16 protein-coding genes are annotated in these 18,244 nt (G+C 52.6%); 8 read left to right on the top strand and 8 right to left on the bottom strand.

Going from position 1 to position 18,244, the window contains the following annotated elements:
- Positions 1–85 precede the first annotated feature (85 nt).
- The 4 genes from FBR45_RS13835 to FBR45_RS13820 form a co-directional block, all read right to left on the bottom strand.
- Positions 86–976: a DUF4249 domain-containing protein gene (locus tag FBR45_RS13835; protein ID WP_138503330.1), complete on the bottom strand. Its 891-nt coding sequence runs from the start codon at positions 974–976 to the stop codon at positions 86–88.
- 77 nt (positions 977–1,053) lie between these two features.
- Complete coding sequence (locus FBR45_RS13830) at positions 1,054–3,483, bottom strand: TonB-dependent receptor (protein ID WP_138503328.1); 2,430 nt, start codon at positions 3,481–3,483, stop codon at positions 1,054–1,056.
- Between the two features lie 177 nt (positions 3,484–3,660).
- On the bottom strand, positions 3,661–4,542 hold the full coding sequence (locus FBR45_RS13825; RefSeq protein WP_138503325.1) for a PPK2 family polyphosphate kinase: 882 nt from the start codon (positions 4,540–4,542) through the stop codon (positions 3,661–3,663).
- A 38-nt stretch (positions 4,543–4,580) separates the two neighbouring features.
- On the bottom strand, positions 4,581–5,462 hold the full coding sequence (locus FBR45_RS13820) for a PPK2 family polyphosphate kinase (protein WP_138503323.1): 882 nt from the start codon (positions 5,460–5,462) through the stop codon (positions 4,581–4,583).
- Between the two features lie 192 nt (positions 5,463–5,654).
- On the opposite strand from FBR45_RS13820, the gene msrA reads away from it, so the two are divergent.
- Positions 5,655–6,221 carry a peptide-methionine (S)-S-oxide reductase MsrA gene (gene msrA, locus FBR45_RS13815; RefSeq protein WP_077923034.1) on the top strand — a complete coding sequence of 189 codons (567 nt, stop codon included), beginning with the start codon at positions 5,655–5,657 and terminating at the stop codon, positions 6,219–6,221.
- Positions 6,222–6,540: 319 nt separating this feature from the next.
- Here the strand turns inward: msrA and FBR45_RS13810 are convergent, their stop codons facing one another.
- A complete protein-coding gene (locus tag FBR45_RS13810; RefSeq protein ID WP_138503321.1) occupies positions 6,541–8,178 on the bottom strand; it encodes an ATP-binding protein in 1,638 nt (545 codons plus the stop codon).
- 122 nt (positions 8,179–8,300) lie between these two features.
- Positions 8,301–8,453, bottom strand: coding sequence for an ATP-binding protein (locus FBR45_RS26865; protein ID WP_394344376.1), 153 nt, complete (start codon positions 8,451–8,453; stop codon positions 8,301–8,303).
- Positions 8,454–8,929: 476 nt separating this feature from the next.
- On the opposite strand from FBR45_RS26865, the gene FBR45_RS26380 reads away from it, so the two are divergent.
- The 6 genes from FBR45_RS26380 (at position 8,930) to FBR45_RS26615 (ending at position 12,502) form a co-directional block, all read left to right on the top strand.
- Positions 8,930–9,103, top strand: a complete 174-nt coding sequence (locus tag FBR45_RS26380) for a hypothetical protein (RefSeq protein ID WP_171044893.1) — start codon at positions 8,930–8,932, stop codon at positions 9,101–9,103.
- 354 nt (positions 9,104–9,457) lie between these two features.
- Positions 9,458–9,685, top strand: coding sequence for a hypothetical protein (locus tag FBR45_RS13800; RefSeq protein WP_138503319.1), 228 nt, complete (start codon positions 9,458–9,460; stop codon positions 9,683–9,685).
- Positions 9,686–9,743: 58 nt separating this feature from the next.
- Positions 9,744–10,778 (top strand): HipA domain-containing protein, encoded by a 1,035-nt coding sequence (locus FBR45_RS13795; protein ID WP_138503318.1) that lies wholly within the window; start codon positions 9,744–9,746, stop codon positions 10,776–10,778.
- Positions 10,775–11,437 carry a hypothetical protein gene (locus FBR45_RS13790; protein WP_138503316.1) on the top strand — a complete coding sequence of 221 codons (663 nt, stop codon included), beginning with the start codon at positions 10,775–10,777 and terminating at the stop codon, positions 11,435–11,437. Before FBR45_RS13795 ends, FBR45_RS13790 begins: the two co-directional genes overlap by 4 nt.
- A 182-nt stretch (positions 11,438–11,619) precedes the next feature.
- A complete protein-coding gene (locus tag FBR45_RS26620; protein WP_246082236.1) occupies positions 11,620–12,093 on the top strand; it encodes a winged helix-turn-helix domain-containing protein in 474 nt (157 codons plus the stop codon).
- Between the two features lie 52 nt (positions 12,094–12,145).
- Positions 12,146–12,502 (top strand): transposase, encoded by a 357-nt coding sequence (locus FBR45_RS26615; RefSeq protein WP_246082262.1) that lies wholly within the window; start codon positions 12,146–12,148, stop codon positions 12,500–12,502.
- Positions 12,503–12,675: 173 nt separating this feature from the next.
- Here FBR45_RS26615 and FBR45_RS13780 read toward each other — a convergent pair whose 3' ends face one another.
- Positions 12,676–14,700, bottom strand: coding sequence for a PAS domain-containing sensor histidine kinase (locus tag FBR45_RS13780; RefSeq protein ID WP_138503314.1), 2,025 nt, complete (start codon positions 14,698–14,700; stop codon positions 12,676–12,678).
- Between the two features lie 673 nt (positions 14,701–15,373).
- Here FBR45_RS13780 and FBR45_RS13775 point away from each other — a divergent pair.
- The gene (locus FBR45_RS13775; RefSeq protein WP_138503312.1) at positions 15,374–15,892 is read left to right on the top strand and encodes a hypothetical protein; all 519 of its coding nucleotides are present in this window, start codon (positions 15,374–15,376) and stop codon (positions 15,890–15,892) included.
- 66 nt (positions 15,893–15,958) lie between these two features.
- On the opposite strand, the gene FBR45_RS13770 is transcribed toward FBR45_RS13775, so the two are convergent.
- Positions 15,959–18,091, bottom strand: a complete 2,133-nt coding sequence (locus FBR45_RS13770; RefSeq protein ID WP_138503310.1) for a prolyl oligopeptidase family serine peptidase — start codon at positions 18,089–18,091, stop codon at positions 15,959–15,961.
- Between the last annotated feature and the right edge of the window lie 153 nt (positions 18,092–18,244).

The raw sequence follows: 18,244 nt of genomic DNA, 5'->3' as shown, positions 1-18,244 counted from the left end.
CCGTGTCCGCACGGGCCATTTGACTGGATAAGTTGTTGCTGACGCGTATGAGACGCGAAGGCCGGGTCGCCGGGCGGTCTCGTCTCTACCGGCGGACGGCGCTTTCGGTGACTTTGGTGGAACGGCTACGGACGGCTGAAGCTACGAAGAATCCGGTGGCCTGGCGGCCATTCGGGTTAGTGTTCACAATATTGGTCGGTACGTTGGCGGGCGGGGTGGCAAACAGACCGCCATTGGTAATCTGCTGGCTGAACTGCTGCCAGAACTCATACGCTTCGACCGTCAGCGACTGTAGCTCGACCTTGACCGAATCATTCAGCGCGTACAGGCTATCCGGGTTGATCGACTGCCGGAACGGGCGGATGAATACCAGCCCATCGGTATCGGCGCTGCCCGAGAACGACGCATCCTTTAGGGTAATGATGTCGCGGGGTTTGTTAGCCAGCACGCCGTTTCGGTAGTATTTCACCCGATAGTAGTCCGTAGCGCCCCGAAAATCGCGGGCAAAAAACTCGGCCTGGTACCCTTCTGTGGCCGACAGGGGATTAATCTTCTCTTTCCGGAAAATAATCGAGTCGATTGCCGGCACCCGGTTCATCCGTGAGCTGGCGGTGTAGGTATCGCCTTGATAGGTAATCGACAGCCGATACGTTCGGCCGATGCGGCCCAGCGTGTCTTTGGCCGCCGGTGTCCAGGTGTAATACCCGTCGTTGTCGGGATCGGTAAAGGCGTAGGTCTTTCCGGTATTGTCGGTCACGACCACCGTTGCACCCGCAGCTACCGGCGGAGCACTGTTATCGAAATAACCGGCCGTTTGGGTAAGCCGGATGGTCTGCGGGCCGGGCTGGTCGGTTAGTGTACCGTCTACAGACAGCTGGGCCGGACCCGTATCGAGCCGGGCATCGATAACCGTTTCGCAGCTGGCCAGCGTGATACCGGCCAGTATCGTGAGGATGTAGTAACGTGTGTGTGTCATAATAGAGCGCCAGTTTCGGAGAGCTGGCCGGTAAAACGCGTTTTTGCCGAACCAGCCGGAGCCGGTTCGGCACCACCCTAGAATTTGAAGTTATAGGTCACCGATGGAATGGCCGTGGCAAATACCGAATACCGGATAGCCTGCGTCAGGCGCGGGTTATCGGCATCGGGCTGGAAGAACACCGAAAATGGATTCTTGCGGGCGTAGACGTTATAGACCGAGAAAACCCAGTTGTCGGTTTTTCGTTTGCCGGGCCGTTGCCGCCCCTGCAGCGTGGCTGCCAGATCGAGCCGGTGGTAGGGCGGAATACGGTAGTTGTTGCGGCCCGAAATGACCTGTCCCGTAAAGCCACCAAACTCAAACCGGTTGGTCGGGAAGGTAGCGGGCGTTCCGCTGGCCAGGGTAAACGTAGCCGAGAAATTCCAGCGTTTCGCCTGGGGCGGATCGACAAGCAGTACCGTTGTGAGCGTGTGGGGCTTATCGAAACGGGTCGGGAACCAGGTGCCACTGTTGATACCGGCTACCTGCCGCTCGGTGCGGGCCAGCGTATAGCTCACCCAGCCGTTTACCGTTCCGCGGTTGCGCTTAATGTAAAACTCAGCCCCGTAGGCCCGGCCTTTCCCACTGAGCAGATCGCCTTCCAGAAACTTGTTCAGAATCAGATTAGCCCCGTCGATGTAATCGATCTGGTTTTGCAGCCACTTGTAGTACACCTCTACCGACGCTTCGAACTCACTGCCCGACCCGTTCGAGCGGCCAAAGTTTTTAAAGAATCCACCCGCAATCTGGTCGCCGATCTGCGGTTTGATGTTGTTGGTCGATGGGGTCCAGATGTCGAGCGGGGTCGATGCCGTCGTGTTCGAGATCAGGTGAATGTACTGCGCCAGCCGGTTGTAGCTGAGTTTGAGCGAGCTGTTATTGCCCAGTTCGTACTTGGCCGAAAAACGCGGTTCCCAATTGCCGTAGGTCTGAATGGTTTCGCCCCGTTTGTACTGTATGGTCGTAATGGGAAAGCGGCTCGTGCCCAGCGGTACATCAGTCGTGAACGCATAGGCATCGCCGGGTCCGATGTAGTTGAAGAGCGAATACCGGAGGCCGTATTGCAGTTGAAGTTTGGGCGATACCTGCTGCTCATTGCCGATGTAAACCGCGTTTTCGAGCGCGTACTTACTGGTGAGCCCGAAGGTACGAACGTCGCCCGAGCTGGCGGCCGTAGCCGTTCCGGGCTGGAAATCGTGCAGAATACTCTGGCCACCGAACGTAATGGTGCTTTTGCCCAGAAACAGCGTAAAATCGGGTTTGATGCTGTAGTCGACAATGCGCGAATCGGTCCGGAAATAGTCGTTGGCGTTTTCGGGACGGCGTTTCAGGTCGGAGTCGAGCGAGTAGTCGTAGTTGCTGTAATAGGCCGTGGTGTTGAGAAACAGCTTGTCGCTGAAAACGTGGTTCCAGCGGGCCGAGGCTGTGGCGTTACCCCAGTTAAACCCGAAATCGGCCCCGAACACATCGCGCCCGAAATAGCCCGACAAAAACACCGTGTTCTTGTCGTTGAAGCGATAGTTGGCTTTGGCCGTCAGGTCGTAGAAATAAAATTTGGCTCCTTTCAGATCGCTGTTCAGAAACGGCTGGGCCAGAATATCGGCGTACGACCGGCGCCCCGCCACGATGAACGACCCTTTGCCTTTGAAGAGGGGCCGCTCATACGACAACCGGCTGAAGATAAGCCCGATACCGCCGTTCAGCTCCGGTTTCTTGGCGTTTCCTTCTTTGAGCCTGACGTCGAGGATAGACGACACACGACCGCCGTACAGGGCCGGTATGCCACCCTTTACGAGCTTCACATCTTTTACCGCATCGGGGTTGAAGACCGAGAAGAAGCCGAACAGGTGGCTGGAATTATAAACCGGCGCTTCGTCGAGCAACACCAGGTTCTGATCGATACTACCTCCGCGCACGTTGAAGCCTGTAGCGCCTTCGCCCACGGTCGATACGCCGGGCAGTAGCTGAATGCTCCGTACCACATCGACTTCGCCCAGCAGCGCCGGAATCCGCTGAAGGGTCTTCACATCGATGCGGTTGACGCTCATCTCGATGTTTTTGACGTTATCATCGTCGCGTTTGGTCGATACAACCACCTCCTGCAGCTGCCGACCTTCTTCTTTCAGCTCCAGGTCGAGCCGGATATTCTGGTCGGTCAGCGTCAGGGTTTTGTTTTGTTTCTCGTAGCCAACGTAGGTGATAACCAGGTTGTAGGTACCGGCCGGCACCGTAACGGCGTAGAAGCCGTAGCTGTTGGTTACGGCCCCCGTAGCGGTTTCTTTGACGTAAACCGATACGCCGATCAGGCCTTCTCCGTTCGATGCATCTTTTATGTAGCCGCTAATTGTGAATTTGTCCTGACTGGCCGCTCGAGGACTGGCGTTCTGATCAACCTGGGCCTGCGCATGTACGGTGGGTATGAGCAGAACAGCCAGGCATAACAGCCTGATTAATACAGTTTGTTTCATGGTGGTCGTGAGATTGGCCTACCTGCAGGTTAGCAGACTAGGCGTATCCGTTGATGACAACGCAAAAGTAGACCCCCATAAGTTCGGACTAACCGAAAAATAGACAAAGCCGTCTTTTTAGAGGGTGAACGGCACGCTGGTTCGTATGAAGCATCTGTATATATACTCAGCCCGTAATCAGTTACCGGCGTCCTGTTTCTCGATTTTGCGGATCAGGGCAGCGGCTTCTTTGGCGGTTTCCTGCGGAAATTCGGTCGGCAGGTTCTCCAGCAGGTCGGCTACAATATGCCCGATAATGATCTGCTGGTTGAGCCGGTCGTCGCTGGGTATCACGTACCAGGGATTGTTACGGGTAGCCGTGGCGTTGATGGTATCGGCATAGGCGCGTTCGTAGTCGGGCCAGAACCTGCGCTCTTCCAAGTCGTTCTCCGAGAACTTCCATTGCTTTTCGGCATCCCTCAGCCGCGCGATGAGCCGCTGGCCCTGCTCTTCTTTCGACACGTGCAGATACAGCTTCACGATCGGGAATCCGTTCCGAAACAGGTAGTCCTCGAAATGCACGATGTCGGCAAACCGCTGTTTCCAGAGGTCGGTATCGCTTTTGGGCAGCAGGTTAGCCGGAATGTACCCTTCGCGCAGGCGCTCGGGATGCACCCGCATGGCCAGCACCTCTTCGTAATAGGACCGGTTAAAGATGCCGATAAAGCCCCGCTCGGGCAGCTCCTGCCAGAACCGCCACAAAAAGTCGTGCTTCATATCTTCTTCGGCCGGTTTCTTGAAGGGGGCAATCTTGAACCGCGATGGGTTCACTCCCCGGAACACCCGCCGGATACTGCTGTCTTTACCCGCTGCGTCCATGGCCTGAAAAACAACCAGCAGGCCGTATTCGCCGTGGGCGTGCATTCGGTTCTGGGCCTGGTCGATGCGCTCGGCCAGACGGGCCAGCTGCTCATCGCGGTCGGCCTCGTCGGTGTAAAGCGGGTCAGTCCGGGTAGGAACGTCTGGCGAGAATGTCTGGCGACCGTCGTAGCGGAACTGCCTGATGTTGAGTTTTTTCATGGCTGTAGGCGGCTCCTCCGGTTGGTAATAGCCGCGTTTTACTGACCCCGAATAACGGGGATCAGTTTCTGTAGTTCCTCAAACCGCTTTTTGTCGGGCTTGGGCTCTTTGATCGGTAATTTTTTCAGTTCTTCGATGATGATCCGGCCTACCAGGAGCCGCATATTTTTCTTATCATCGGCCGGAATAACGAACCAGGGCGCGTGTTGGGTAGCCGTTTCGTTGATCGCTTCTTCGTAGGCCTGCTGGTATTCGTCCCAGTAGCCGCGCTCTTTCACGTCGCCCTCGTCGAACTTCCAGTTTTTTTCGGCGTCTTCGATGCGGGCAATAAGCCGGTCGGCCTGTTCGTCTTTCGATACGTGCAGGTAAAACTTGAGCGTAACGAAGCCATTGTGATGCAGGAACTTCTCAACGTCGCGGATGCCTTCGTAGCGGTTTTTGAAGAGTTTGTCGAGGTCTTTGGTTTCCGATTCGGGCAGGCGCTGGATCTCGGTCAGGATCTCGGGGTGTACTTTTGTCACGAGCACTTCTTCGTAGTAAGACCGGTTGAAGATGCCGATCGTACCGCGCTCGGGCAGCTCGCGCCAGCTGCGCCACAGCCAGTCGTGATCGAGCTCCTGCTCAGTAGGACGCTTGAAGGAATAGACCCGTACGCCCGTTGGGTTGGTGCCGGTAAATACGTGCTGGATGGTTCCGTCTTTACCGGCCGCATCCAGCGCCTGGAAAACCACTACCAGGCCGTAATGATTGTGGGCGTACATCTTCTCCTGCCACGAGTCGATTTCGGCGGCCTGTTCGCTCCGCCTGCTTTCATAATCGTCTTTATCGGCGTACAAATCGTCAACTTTCGTAGGGGCTTTTTTGATCTTGAACGGCTGGGAGCCATCGTAGCGGAAACGGTCGAGGTCGAAGTCTTTCACGGCAAACTTTACGGGAAGCAGTTACGTTATGAAGATGGTGCTGACAAACTCAGCCTACTTCAATAACCTCTATTCGACCGAATGGTTGCGATCTCCCTTTGTCGGCGCCTGACTGCCTTCTCGATAGCCTTGCTTTCGGCCACCGGACTATTGGCGCAGGCGCAACCGGCCGTTGCGAAAAAATCGATTGTTATGACCACAAGCCAATCAGCAAACGTTGAAAAAGCAACCTTCGGAACAGGCTGCTTCTGGTGTACTGAGGCCCTGTACGAATCGCTCGACGGCGTCTATGACGCGGTATCGGGCTACGAAGGCGGCCAGAAACCCAACCCGACCTATAAAGAGGTATGTACCGGTACAACGGGTCATGCCGAATGCGTAGAGGTCACCTACGACCCAGCCAAAATTACGTACCAGGAGCTACTCGAAGCTTTTTTCCGCAGCCACGACCCAACTACGCTCAACCGCCAGGGCGCCGATGTTGGCACGCAGTATCGGTCGGTTATTTTTTACCACAACGAGGAGCAGAAACGCCTGGCCGAAACGGCTAAAGACGAGCTTAATAAAGCGGGCGCGTATAACAACCCCATTGTGACGGAGATCAGCCCGGCCACCACGTTCTACGAAGCCGAAGCGTATCACCAGAGTTATTTTGCCAACAACCCCGAGCAAGGCTACTGCGCGTTCGTCATTGCGCCTAAGCTCGACAAGTTTAGAAAAGTATTTAAGGAGAAACTGAAAACAGAAGCTGCTCATTAAGCACCTTCCTCTCCTCCAGAGAAAGCCCCGGACTCGGGGCTTTTTTTATATATCACTAAGTAAAAATACGCACTCAGACACCACAGGCCGGGTAGTTAACAAAAAAGCAGACTAACATAATCAGTCTGCTTTCCAATTCTATCCACACCATTGGGGTATGAAGACCCCTTTGATACTGTACACAAGCGATTATTTGTCAAAATTGTTCGATGTTGACCCCATTAGCTCTATAAAAATGCAATATTGACTCACTTAAACCCCTGTCTTAAGGCCTTTCCAGCTGAGTAATAAGTAAGTAATCACACCAGTATCGAGAAGATCAGGCGGGCAGGTACACGTGGAATATCGATCCTACGCCTGGCTGGCTGCTGGCGGTTATGTAGCCACCGTGGTTGGTGACGACTTTCTGGCAAATAGCCAGTCCGACTCCCGTACCTGCATAATCCTGCTTGCTGTGGAGTCGCTGAAATACCTGGAAGATCCGGTCGGTATATTTGTCGTCGAAGCCGATGCCATTATCAGAAATGGTAATCCAGCAGTACACGTCCGACGCCCGGGCCGGGTGAACGGAGGGAGGCAGCTCGGCCGCCTGTACGGACCGGGCGGCAATAGACACCTCCGGACGGACGGACGGGCGCCGGAACTTGAGCGCGTTGCTGAGCAGGTTCTGAAACAGCTGCCCCAGCTGCGTTTCGTCACCTTCTACGACCGGTAAATCACCTACCCGTATCTGCGCGCCACTATCTTCGATGGTGATCGACAGCGTATCCAGCGTTTGCCGGACAATCTCCTGAAGCGACACCCGATTAAGCGTAGCCTGCCGGGTAGCAATCCGCGAAAAGCTCAGCAAATCCCGAATCAGCCGGGACATCCGGTCACCCGAGCGGGTGAGTCGCTCCAGCAGGTCGACCCCGTCGTCGCCCAGCCTGTCGCCGTAGCGCTCCTGCAGGATAGACGAGAACGACTGGATCTTACGCAGCGGTTCCTGCAAATCGTGCGACGCGATATAGGCAAACTGTTCCAGGTTTTCGTTCGACCGGCTCAGGTCCTGGTTGGCTTCGTTGAGCGCCCGGGTGCGCTGCTTTACCCGCTCGTCCAGTTCCTGAGACAGGGCCCGGTAGCGCTCCTGCCCCTGCTCAATGACCTGGCGGGCCAGCACCTGATCCGTTACGTCGATGACGACGCCCATAACGCCGGTAATTTCGCCGTCGACCTCCCGGAGTGGGTAACAAAGATAGTCGAAGTACAGCCGCTGCCGCTGCCCACCGCGCATCAGCTCAACGGGGGCGGCCTGCTGCACGTACGGTACACCCGTGGTAGCCACCTGCCCGAGCAGTTTATCGAACCCCTGGCCTTCCAGGTCGGGCAGGGCGGTGATGAGTGGTTTGCCAATAATCTGATCGAGCGGCCGGTCGACCAGGGCCGCAAAGGCCTCGTTGGCCATTCGGAACACGAAATCGGGTTCGCGCCCTACGATCGACAACACAACCGGCGCCTGTTCAAAGATTTGCTGCAGGCGTATTTCGTTGGCCTCCAGCTGCTGGCGCGCCCAGATCGTCTCGCTGACATCCTGAACGATACCGGCAAACCGAATAATGCGCCCCAGCGAATCGGTTACGGTTCTGCCTTTGGCCTGTACCCATCGGTACCCTCCGGTTTCGGTCTGCGTCCGGAAGGTAATGTTATGTGCACCGGTACCCTGCGGATCGAGCGCCTGTCTGTTGGCTAGTCGAACCGACTCCCGGTCGGCCGGATGAACACGCTCAAGCAGGGTATCGGCCGTGATAGTCGCATCGGGAGGCAGGCCGAACAACTGCTTGCATATACCCGACCACTGGGCCTGATGCGTGTCGAAGTTATAATCCCAGGTACCGACCTGAGCGGCTTCCAGAGCCGCTTTCAACTGCTCGATTTCCAGAGCATTTTCAGGCTCTAACGGTTGGCTCTCGTTACTCATATTCCCACCGGCTCATTCCATCCGGATCATCTGACAGCTAATGTAACACAATCAGACCAAGCGACTCTATAGTTAAAATAGATTTTAACTATACGATTAACCTTCCCCCGTACCGTAACGGATTATACCGGCAGAAAAACACTGAAGATAGCGCTCTGGCCGGGTTCACTGGCGGCCCTAATGGCCCCGCCACGGCTGGCAGCCCCTTTTTCGCAGATGGCCAGTCCTGTGCCCGTACCGGCGCAGCCGCGCCTGGTATGCAGCCGCTGAAACACCTGAAAATACGATTCAGGTACTTTTCATCGAATCCAATGCCGTTATCGACCACATCGATTCGATAGTAGTTGCTGGCCAGCCGCGCCGGTTTAACAGAGGGCAGCAGCCCGAACGCCGACAGCGTCTCCGGCCAAACATCGACCTGGGGTACGCGTCCGGGCTAGGTAAACTTGAGCGCATGCTGAGCCCTGACCAGATCGTCGGGATACCGCGAACGGCCTGTTCGCAGGATAGTGAATCCGTATTTGTTACGCCAAGCAGACGCCAGGCACCAGGCTATTTTGGCGGATCTTACCGATCAGGGTACATTCATTCAGAGACCGTTTTCAGATCTGTCTTTTCTCGTTCTATCGTGACCCTATCTGCAAAGACGACTTACAAAAACAACAAAATTACTGATCCTCACTATTTTAATTGGCAGTTAATTTGCTCATTACAATTTACGTACACATTTGCGTAACTAAACATACCTGTCATGAATCACTTTGCAACTTCTAAGCCTTCTGCTGATTTTCATGATTTACTGGCCACCTATGTGGAACAGGTGCGTCTGGCTTATCAACTTCCCAAACAATCGGCGCTACTGCCTTCTCTACAGGCACGAAACAAGTCAGGTAAACAACTGAATACCAAACGAAAGATAAATTAAGCTCGTTATCGGCAGTCCCTTTCCGGTCTAGCCATACTATGTCTTTACTGGCCTGTCCGGCTCATTCTGACTAACTGGCCAGCTGTAAAGCTGTACGGCTCATCGTAGCAAGATTAGTTTCTATCAATAGTCATACCGTTTACTAGTATAACCACCAGGTTACCCACCGTTCAATTAATTTACCAATCTGGCAATCCCGAGAGCCAGCGACCTTAGCGCTTAACAACAACAGCCCTGGTTGTAATCGGTTGTACCTATCGTTCACGAATCAACCAATCAGGCTGCTAACTCGCTGCTGGTATGAATGGGTTGCCGAAGACGACGGGATTCCGGCTCATAAGCTGTCTGATAGCTATGAACGTTGGGTATTGGCAGGGTACCACGCCCCAAACGGACCGGCACAAACCCGCTTTGCGACCGGCTACCGCTACGGCAACCGTGTTGATCTGCGAAAGTCGCAGCGCCTATGCCTACCACAGTCACGAGTGCCACGGCCTGGCCCGCTGCCGATCAACCATAAGCCGGGTCAGTACAGGCAGCGCCCGCAGCCTTGGCTACAAACCCTGCCGGATTTGCTACTGAGATAGATGGTTTATACTCTATTTTTACCAGAATTAGTGACAATGTACACCATATTCTTATGTTGGAAATTCCTGTTCTCGATATCTCGGACTGGTCTTTTAAACCTTGGTATCATACTAAGGGAACTAGAGAGAAACTGATTGTTGAAGACAATCTTGGAAGAGAATACTACTTTAAGACATCATTGGAGAAGCCAGACAGATGTTATCCTTTTGAATTCTGGTCAGAAATTATAGCTAGTCATTTAGGATTGATGCTTGACGTTCCTGTATTAGAATATAATGTTGCAATTCGGGGTAATATGATCGGCTGTATCTCTGCATCAATGGTTAAAAACAATCAGCAACTTATAGAAGGCATACAATATATACAGGCATTTGATAAAAATTTCAATCCTGAAGAAAAGACATCTAGGAAGCGGTATTCTTTTCAGCTAATTGAAAAATCTTTACAGTACTCAGGCTTATCTATCTTCATGAAGGAAATTATTAAAATAATAATTTTCGATTCAATCATTGGCAATACAGATAGACATCAAGAAAATTGGGGTGTATTAATAGAGTATGTTTCCACAGATACCTATAATTCTTCTGAAATTGTTAGACATGATTACAGCAAGCGATTGTCACTAATAAGCAAAAATTGGGGCTATAGACTTCAAGAAACGCAAGAATACAAAGCGTATCAGGACCTATCATTTAAAAATATACAAAAATTTGCCCCTATATATGATAGTGGAAGCAGTCTAGGACGAGAGCTAGATGACAAAGCGGTTTATACTCTATCAACAGATAGTACCAAACTTCAACGATACATACTTAAAGGAAAGTGTGAAATTAGATGGCATAGAGATCAATTAAACCATAAAGATTTAGTTCATCGAATATTAACAGAAACGGACTATGCCGACTCCATCAATACTGTAAGATCTGTAGTAAACAGATACAGCGAAAAGAACTTTAGACACTTTCTATCATTATTAGATAAGAATATTCCTGCTAACTTTGCCCAAGTAAAGGTTCCAGAGAATCGTAAAGAATTCATTGCTAGGCTAGTATCTGCTAGAATAGATTATTTAAAAACACTACTATGAGCACCGCTTCGAGACACATATACCTGAGTTGGAGAAAAGGGCGATCCTCAAGGAGACATATTGTAGGGTTATTGACAGATTCATATGATAACCAGGTCAGGTTTTCCTATTTGCAAGATGGTGTTAATGGAGCAAAACAAGACGGGTTTCAAGGCTATACTGAATTCAAAGATTATACTAAAGAGTATAAGCATAACGTATTAGAAGTATTTGCACAGCGCCTAACTCCAGCAGTACGCTTAAAATCTTCGCACACTTCCATATTCTGGGCCATTCCTGAAGATAAAATATTAGATACATGGTCTATTTTAGCATACACTCAAGGATTACTGTCTACCGATAATTTTGAATTACTTGCAGATTTTGAACCTTACAAAGGTTTGTCATTCATTTCTGATTTAGCGGGACTTTCACACATTGAAATTCCCATTAATTTACTAAATGTAGGTGATGTTTTGAGATGGGAATTTGATCTTGAAAATAAGTTTGACGACAAAGCTATCTCTGTATATAAATCTAACACTAAAATTGGTTATATAAAAAAGGTGCACTGTAATCTATTTCATAAATGGGATTCTAGGAATATAGAAATAAGTACACATGCAATAGAAAAAAACGGTTCTATTAAAAACGTATTTATCAAAATACATTTAGCATGATACTGTAAAAACAGTTTAATACTTTTAGCCCATTAAACTGTTTTCACTTAATCACATTTCATTATATACGCGTGTTTATTTTACTTTACCATAAGAAAACTTTATTTGCGCTCGATTAAATTTTTCCTTGTAAAACATTATTGATCCGTGAGTAAGTCCATTACTTTTCTGCTTTGTTTTTCATGGCTAACTACAAACAAGCAGACTACGAAGCTTTACGGCATCGCTGCGTCGAACTCAAACAAGCAGGTTGGAAACAGATTGACATTGCTCGGGCGTTCGGTCTGACACCCGCTTGGGTTAGTCAGACGCTCAAAACCTTTCGCCAACAGGGGGAGGCAGGACTGATGACTGGTAAACGAACTGGAGCCCCACCCAGGCTGACGATGGAGCAACTTGATGAGCTAACCACGGAGTTGGCTAAAGGCGCTCAGCATCACGGCTTTTCAGGTCAGGTCTGGACCCGCCCGCGCATCAACCAAGTTATTGACAAACTCTTTGGAGTCAACTACGATCCCTCTCAGATCGGTCGCCTGCTCAAGAAAGTGGGCTGGAGTCGTCAGAAACCCGCCCGGCAAGCTCGGCAACAAGATCAACGAGCTGTTGCCAACTGGCAAGAAGAACGCTTACCCGCCCTCAAAAAAAGCCCAAGATGAAGGGCGGACAATTCTTTACGTAGATGAAGCCGCCTGTTATTTGTTGCCTTTTGTGGCCCATAGTTGGGCTCCCCGGGGCCAAACACCCCTGTTGGTCGAGCAGGCTGGACGGGCACACCTCAATCTGATTGCTGCCATTGCGCCTAATGGACGATTGTATCTGGCAGGCCAAGATGTTCCCTTTGATAGCGAAGACATTAACTGGTTCTTAAGTAAGCTCTGCTGGCATTACCGACGTCAAAACCTACTCGTGATCTGGGATGGAGCGGCCATCCATCGCTCGCAGTCAGTTAGAAACTGGCTCCACCGCCGACCCGGTCGAGTCCATCTAGAGCGTTTACCCGCTTACAGTCCTGTACTTAATCCGCCGGGCCGCCGGGGCGGTGGAATTAGTGTGGAGTCAACTTAAACGAGCCCTGAAAAATCAGGTCTTTACGAGCCTAGAATCGCTCCAAACTTCCATATTGAAAGAAGTTAATTACTTACAGGCGGATCGCAAACGAATCTGTTGTTTCTTCCAAAAAAAGGAAGTTGCCTTCTTCATGGACTAATTCACGGATCTATAATTGTGAATAGGTGCTTTCAGGCCGGGAGGTACAGGCTGAATGTAGCGCCCTGGCCCAGTTTGCTGGTAGCGGTAAGACCTCCCCCGTGGTTTTCGGCCACTTGCTGGCAAATGGCCAGTCCAACGCCCGTACCCGGAAATTCGCTCTTGCTGTGGAGCCGCTGAAATACCTGAAAAATGCGATCCAGGTACTTCTCATCGAACCCGATACCCTGGTCAGTCACGCTGATCCGATGAAAACGCCCGGCTTCGCTGGCTACGCTGATCGTGGCTGGTAGCTCGCTCACCTCACAAATGCCATACGCTATCTGTACGCTGGGGGCGCGATTGGCGGGGGTAAATTTGAGCGCGTTACTGAGCAGGTTCTGAAACAACTGTTCCAGCTGCGACTGGTCGCCGTTGATTATCGGCAGCGGGTCGATCTGGATGCTGGCGCTTCGCTCGTCGATGGTTACCTGTAGGGTGTTAAGCACCGTACTGATGACCTCGTTTAGCGAAACCGTTTCCAACACCCGCTTGCGGGTCGTAATGCGCGAGTAGGTCAGCAGATCGTGGATCAGGGTAGACATCCGCGAACCGGCCGCAGCCATACGCTGAAGCAAATCTTTTACCTCGTCACTCAGCTCGGTCTGGTAGTGTTCGGTCAGCAACGAAGAAAACGATTGAATTTTGCGGAGCGGCTCCTGCAGGTCGTGGCTGGCTACGTAGGCAAACTGCTGGAGGTTGTCGTTCGAGCGTTTCAGCTCCTGGTTGATGTGGTGTAACTCCTGAGTTCGTTCCTGCACGCGCACCTCCAGCTCAGCCGCCAAATTCCGGTAGCGACTCTCGCTCTGCTCAATCTGCTGCCGGGCCATCACGCGTTCCGTTACATCGACCGCCATATTCAGAATGGCATAAACGCGGCCATCGAGGTCGGTCAGTGGCTGGTAAACGAAGTTGAACCAGAACGTCTGCAACTGACCACCAACAATCAGGTCGGCCGGCTGCTCGTTGGTACGGTAAAGCTGACCGGTCTGAAACACGTTATTCAGCAGCGGAATAAACGGCTGGCCTTCCAGCTCAGGCAACGCTGTAGCCAGTTTCTGCCCGATTACAGCCGGGGTTTTACCCCAGATTCGAATCATCGACTCGTTGGCAACCGATATGATCAGGTCTTCGGATTCATAGACCGCTACCGCAAAAGGAGCCAGCTCAACAATATTCCGAAAACGGGCCTCGCTGTCTTCCAGCCGACGCCGGTCCTGTAGCTGCTGCGTAATCTCCAGGCTGAAATCAACGATGCTGACGCTGCCGTCGGGCTCCTGAACAGGTTCAAAACTGGCGTAGAAATAAGCCGTCTCCAGCTGCCCGTTGCGTTCGAGCATGACCGGTAGTTCCGGCGCCACAAACCGCTGCCCCGTCTGGCGCACGGTATCAAAAATAGCCTTCAATCCCTGCTCCGACAGTTCCGGCAGCGCTTCGAGCAAAGGCCTGTTTTTCAGCTGACCCGATGGGCGACCCGCCATCTGAGCCAGCTGCTCGTTAACCAGCTCGAACGTAAAGTCGGGCCCGCTCAGTAGTCCCAGTCCGATAGGCGCGTGCTTCAGGATGGTTTGCAATCGGTCCTCGCTTCGTTGCAGGGCCTCCCGATCCAGGATCTGCGAGGTTACGTCCTGTACGATACCACTCATCCGATAGGCGATCTGCTCGGCGTTGAAGTAAGCCTTTCCCTGACAGTGAAGCCAGCGTAGCTGACCATCGTTGGCCGCCACGGTACGAAACCGGACATCGTACTGCCCCCCCGAGTCGGGGTTTATGGCCCGCGTCAGCGCGTCACGAAGCCGGGGCAGATCATCGGGATGAACCTGATTCAGCACATGCTCGTACGGCACCAGATCATCGCCCGAGAAGCCGTAGAGGGCCTTACATCGTTCGTCCCAGCGAACCCGTTCGCGGATCGGGTCCCAGTCCCAGGTACCTACACCAGCAGCCTGTAAGGCAAAGCTCAATCGCTCATTCTCAGTTAGTGAATCAGGATTAAAAAATTCAGTATCGCTGGCCATAACGTGTAGATATACTAGTCGCTAAATTATACAGATTTAGTCATATAACTAAGGCCAGACCTGTGACTGGTCTGGCCCGAAGCAGTTTTGGGCTTCATGTATCGAACCAGATTCAGGCCGAAGAGTTCGGATCAGATCAATAGCGAGCCGATTGGGTCAGAAACCTATTGACAGGGTCTCGGTTAAGCTGGCTGGCTACCTATAGCCAGCGTCCCCTGCCCGGTTTGGTAGTGCCCTAAGGCGTGATTCGGTAAAGGCAGCCGTAAACCTGCCGGCAAACGGCTGCCTCGTAAACGACTTCCTGTCGATATGGTTCAGGCTGGTCAGTAATCTGTTCGTAGCTACCCCGTAGTTTCCCGCTGTCGGCCGCGTATTTCCCTGCCGGGTTCAGAACGGATTAACCCGGAATTATTCATGTAGCCTAACTTTCTTCAGTACAGGGATATAGGGACCTTTGAGCGCATAGAAAGGAAGGAACTACAACCTAATCATCTGATTAAAAGCCACTTCATATATTACTCTGTTCGTCTATTCGTTTACTCAACACTGTTTGCGCTTAGGGTACACATTTGGGCATCGTACCGATAAATAAGTGGCTCGCAGGCTGGTTTGTTAGCTGATAGAAATGCCCATTACTTTGCCCTCGAATTCTACTTTAAATCAGATTTGTGACATGAAAAAATTCAACTTATTAATGCTGCTGGTCATTGGCTTGCTGGCGGGCACCCAGTCGTATGCACAAATGGCCATTGATAAAGGGACTAAGTTTGTTAACCTCGGCATTGGCGTTGGTGGCTACGGCTATTTCAATGGAAGCGGTATCGGCTTAAACGCCGGACTTGACGTAGGCATAATGAAGAACATCACAGTTGGCGGGGTATTAGGTTACCGAAGCTACGGTAGTGGTGTGAACTCGTTCGATATTGGCGCTCGGGGGTCTTACCACTTCAACGAGCTGTTGAGCCTGTCTACCGACAAAGCTGATCTGTATGCTGGCCTGGGCCTGTCCTTTTACCGGCTTTCCTATGGTGACACCTATCTGCGGTCGGTCGGAATAGATCCCACTTATACAACGGTTTATGTGCCAATCCACATAGGAGGCCGTTATTTCTTTACTGAGTCATTGGGAGGCTTTGCCGAGTTGGGTTCCAGCCTGGCTACGCTAAAACTCGGCGTAACGCTCAAGCTGTAACACAGTCTGTTTCCAACAAAAAACGGCTCCCTGACATCAGGGAGCCGTTTTTTGTTGGTCGTGCGGTTATTTACCAGCCACTTCCTTCAGCGTTGTTATGCCCATATTCCAGAGGATGAACGAATAGATATCGGCCGTTGTCTCGATGTTCTTTTTGGTGTTGCTGGCCCCGTGCCCGGAGTTAACATCGACCCGGATCAGCACCGGGTTGGTGCCTTTGTACACCTCCTGCAGGGTAGCCGCGTATTTGAACGAATGGGCCGGCACAACCCGGTCGTCGTGATCGGCGGTGGTGATCAGGGTAGCGGGGTAGTTAAGGCCCGGCTTCAGGTTGTGCAGGGGCGAGTAGGCATACAGCGCCTTGAACTCGTCGGCATTGTCGGCGCTGCCGTAGTCGGCAATCCAGTTCCAGCCAATGGTGAACTTATGGAAACGAAGCATGTCCATAACGCCCACCTGCGGAATAGCCACCCGGAACAGCTCGGGCCGCTGGTTCATAACAGCCCCGACCAGCAAACCGCCGTTCGAGCCGCCCTGGATAGCCAGCCGGGCCGGGCTGGTGTATTTCTGGGCAATTAGGTACTCGGCTGCGCCGATGAAATCGTCGAACACGTTCTGCTTCTTTAGCTTCATCCCCTGCTCGTGCCAGGTTTCGCCGTATTCGGAGCCGCCCCGCAGGTTAACCTGCACGTAAATACCGCCCTGCTCGAGAAACGGAATCCGGAGCGGGTTGAAGCCGGGAGGCAGGCTGATGTTGAACCCACCGTAGCCGTACAGTAGCGTTGGGTTGGTACCGTCCAGCTGCAGGCCCTTACGATAGGTCAGGAACATCGGCACCCGCGTACCGTCTTTGCTGGTGAAAAACACCTGTTTGGTTTCGTAGTCGGTCGGTTTGAAATCTACTTCCGGCGCCCGGAACACCGTACTTTTCCGGCTGGCCAGATCGTAGCGGTAGATCGTTGGCGGGAAGGTAAACGACGTAAAGGTGTAGAACACGAACGAGTCGTCTTTCTCGCCCCCGAACCCATCGGCCGAGCCGAGCGTAGGCAGCTTGATTTCGTTTTCAAGTTTGCCCTGGTAGCTGTATACGTATACCCGCGAGGTAACGTCTTTCGAATATTCGGCGAAGAGTTTACCACCAGCCGTCCGGGCGCTGACGAGCGGTTCGGGCTTTTCAGGCAGCACCGGCGTCCACGTCTTCGATGCGGTGCTGTAGCGCATGATTTTATTGTTGGGCGCGTCGGCGTTGGTTTCTATGAGCAGGTCGGCCCCGTCGTTGTCGAGTACGCTGTAGGTGAAGTTGGTCACCTCCCCAATCACCGGCACAAAGCCCGTGGTTTTGGCTCGGGCGTCCATCACCAGGAGCGCGTTGCCGTCTTTTCCTTTACCGCGGTCGCTTATCGTCAGCAGCGCAAATCGCTCGTCGTCGGTGGTGCCGACAATATGAAACCGCTGCGGATTGGCAGCATCTTCGTAGACCAGCCGGTCGGCGCTTTGGGGCGTGTTGAGGGTGTGAAAGAAGACCTGATGGTTTTCGTTCTTAGCCGCCAGCGCCGACCCCTCGGGTTTGGGATAGCGGCTGTAATAGAAGCCATTGCCCTGCCAGGCGGCCCCCGATACTTTTACCCACTCGAGGGTTTCGGGCAGGTAGGTTTTGGTCGCCAGATCCATGATGCGGTATTCCTGCCAGTCGGAACCACCCTTCGACGTACCAACAACCGCGTAGGCGCCATCTTTCGAGAGCGAGAACGCGCCCAGCCGGGTTGTACCATCGGTCGAGAGTTTATTCGGGTCGATGACCACTTCGGGCTTACCGTCGAGGCCCCGCTGCCGGTACAGCACCGCCTGGTTCTGCAGGCCGTCGTTCTTGGAAAAGTAATACCAGTCGCCCTTGCGGCTGGGGGCCGAGTATTTGGGGTAGTTGTAGACCTGCTCTAGGCGGGTCTGAAACTGCCGGCGATACGGGATCTGGGCGAGGTAGTCGAAGGTAACTTTGTTCTGGGCCGTCACCCAGGCCGCTGTTTCTGCCGAGCGGTCGTCTTCGAGCCACCGGTACGGGTCGGCTACTGATGTGCCGTGATACGTATCGGCCTGGTCGGATTTTCGGGTAGCCGGATACGATAAAGACGGGTTTGTCTGGGCCTGAGCGGCCGATGAGCTGAGCATAAGCAATACGGAAAGCGAAGCAGGAAGGCGCATGATGAAGTATTGATGAATACCAGCGACAAATATAGCTTATAAGTCCAGGCTGGCGCTTCGCAAGGACGATGGTATCAATACATTCGTTTTTGTTTGTATCCTCTTGCAATTACGATAAATACTTATCTCATTTACTAAGAATTACTCATCTCC

Source organism: Spirosoma lacussanchae, from assembly GCF_005870035.1.
GTDB lineage: Bacteria > Bacteroidota > Bacteroidia > Cytophagales > Spirosomataceae > Spirosoma > Spirosoma lacussanchae.
Note: the sequence above shows the minus strand (reverse complement) of the source record. Positions and strands in the feature narration are given on the sequence as shown.

What these genes read in the sequence shown, in the direction of transcription:
- FBR45_RS13835 (WP_138503330.1), bottom strand. Translation starts at nt 976, where the DNA reads ATGACACACACACGTTACTACATCCTCACGATACTGGCCGGTATCACG.
- FBR45_RS13830 (WP_138503328.1), bottom strand. Translation starts at nt 3,483, where the DNA reads ATGAAACAAACTGTATTAATCAGGCTGTTATGCCTGGCTGTTCTGCTC.
- FBR45_RS13825 (WP_138503325.1), bottom strand. Translation starts at nt 4,542, where the DNA reads ATGAAAAAACTCAACATCAGGCAGTTCCGCTACGACGGTCGCCAGACA.
- msrA (WP_077923034.1), top strand. Translation starts at nt 5,655, where the DNA reads ATGACCACAAGCCAATCAGCAAACGTTGAAAAAGCAACCTTCGGAACA.
- FBR45_RS13810 (WP_138503321.1), bottom strand. Translation starts at nt 8,178, where the DNA reads ATGAGTAACGAGAGCCAACCGTTAGAGCCTGAAAATGCTCTGGAAATC.
- FBR45_RS26380 (WP_171044893.1), top strand. Translation starts at nt 8,930, where the DNA reads ATGAATCACTTTGCAACTTCTAAGCCTTCTGCTGATTTTCATGATTTA.
- FBR45_RS13800 (WP_138503319.1), top strand. Translation starts at nt 9,458, where the DNA reads ATGAACGTTGGGTATTGGCAGGGTACCACGCCCCAAACGGACCGGCAC.
- FBR45_RS13795 (WP_138503318.1), top strand. Translation starts at nt 9,744, where the DNA reads ATGTTGGAAATTCCTGTTCTCGATATCTCGGACTGGTCTTTTAAACCT.
- FBR45_RS13790 (WP_138503316.1), top strand. Translation starts at nt 10,775, where the DNA reads ATGAGCACCGCTTCGAGACACATATACCTGAGTTGGAGAAAAGGGCGA.
- FBR45_RS26620 (WP_246082236.1), top strand. Translation starts at nt 11,620, where the DNA reads ATGGCTAACTACAAACAAGCAGACTACGAAGCTTTACGGCATCGCTGC.
- FBR45_RS13780 (WP_138503314.1), bottom strand. Translation starts at nt 14,700, where the DNA reads ATGGCCAGCGATACTGAATTTTTTAATCCTGATTCACTAACTGAGAAT.
- FBR45_RS13775 (WP_138503312.1), top strand. Translation starts at nt 15,374, where the DNA reads ATGAAAAAATTCAACTTATTAATGCTGCTGGTCATTGGCTTGCTGGCG.
- FBR45_RS13770 (WP_138503310.1), bottom strand. Translation starts at nt 18,091, where the DNA reads ATGCGCCTTCCTGCTTCGCTTTCCGTATTGCTTATGCTCAGCTCATCG.